The organism is Rhodoblastus acidophilus, assembly GCF_025961575.1.
Taxonomy (GTDB): Bacteria; Pseudomonadota; Alphaproteobacteria; order Rhizobiales; family Beijerinckiaceae; genus Rhodoblastus; species Rhodoblastus acidophilus_C.
Genome location: NZ_JAOQNX010000073.1, coordinates 1 through 1,498, shown reverse-complemented (window position 1 = coordinate 1,498; position 1,498 = coordinate 1). Strand labels below are relative to the sequence as shown.

Here is a 1,498-nt window from a genome sequence, read left to right as displayed (position 1 = left end):
GCAGTTGTCATGAGCGAACTTTTTGATGACCTTGCCAATGTCGATCCGACCAAGCCCGCCGCGAAAGGCCGCGTGCGGCTGCGGGAGCCTTCGCGCGATCAGATCACCCTGCAAGTCTGCGACCTCGATGCTCTGATCGGCGACGATCATCCCGCCCGGATCATCTGGGCTTACGCCGAAAAAGTTGACCTGTCGGCTCTCGAGGCGGAAGTGAAATCGCGTGAGGGCGCGCCAGGCATGCCGCAGACCTCGCTGCATCTTTTGCTCGCCTTGTGGCTTTATGCGACCACGCGCGGCATCGGCAGCGCGCGGGCGCTGGCGCAGATGTGCGAGAGCGACGCCGCCTTTCGCTGGCTGTGCGGCGGCGTGAGCGTCAACCATCGGCTTCTCTCGGAGTTTCGCAGCCAGCGCGGCGACCTGATCGGCCGGTTGCTCGCCGAGCATGTCGCCAGCCTTTCGGTCGCCGGCGTGATCAGTCTCGACGAAATCGCGCAGGATGGCGTGCGGTTGCGCGCCAGCGCCGGCGCCGCCTCGTTCCGCCGCCGCAAGACGCTGGAGCTTGAATTGGCGAAGGCCAAGGCGCTGGTTGAGCGTCTGTCCAAGGACGAGGACGACGATCCCGGCGCTTCGGGCAAACGCCAGCAGGCGGCGCGCGACCGGGCCGCCCGGGAGCGGCAGGCGAAGGTCGAAGCGGCGTTGGCGGCGCTGGGCGAAGCCGAGAAGCTGCGCGAGAAGCGGGCGAAGACCAACAAGAAGGAAACGCAAAAGCAGAAGGAGCCGCGCGCCTCGACCACCGATCCGCAGGCTCGGGTGATGAAAATGGCCGATGGCGGCTTTCGTCCGGCCTATAATGTGCAGTTCGCCAGCCTGCCCGAGAGCGGGGTGATCGTGTCGGTGTCGTGCGAAACGGTGGGGTCGGATCACGGCCTGGCCGAACCGATGGCGCAAAGGATCGAAACGACCTACGGGCGGCGCGCCAAGACTTATCTGGTCGACGGCGGCTATCTCGCGACAGAGGACATTTGTGCGGCGGCGCGGGCCGGGACAGCGCTGTATTGTCCGCCGCCGAAGGCGAAACCAGGGCAAGAGCGGAGCCAACCCAAGCATGAACCGCACGCAGTGACGGCGTGGCGCGTCCGCATGGCGAGCGAAGAGGGCCAACGCGCCTACCAACGACGCGCGCGTTGTGAGCTTGTCCACGCCAAACTGCGCAACCTCGGCCTCGACCGCCTGCTGCTGCGCGGCAAAGAGAAGATCGAGACCTTGATGCGCTGGTTCAGCCTGGCGTCCAACATCCTGACGGAAGCGAGGCTGCGGGCCGCCTGAGCAAGCCGCCTGAAAGGGCCAACAAGCGATTGACACGGCAAGCCCAGTTGCTTGCGCGCTGCAGGCCGTTCTGCCGCCTGACAAGAGGGACCCCGCAAGCACGCTGGTTGTCCCCACACCCAACTCATCAGACAAGCGAAGGGACAGAGATTAAGTCACAGCCTCTGAGGAG

At 65.5% G+C, this 1,498-nt stretch carries 1 protein-coding gene; it reads left to right on the top strand.

Going from position 1 to position 1,498, the window contains the following annotated elements; translation table 11 throughout:
- On the top strand, positions 1 to 1,326 hold a 1,326-nt coding region (locus tag M2320_RS23170), incomplete at its 5' end, for an IS1182 family transposase (protein WP_425540719.1).
- Positions 1,327 to 1,498 lie beyond the last annotated feature (172 nt).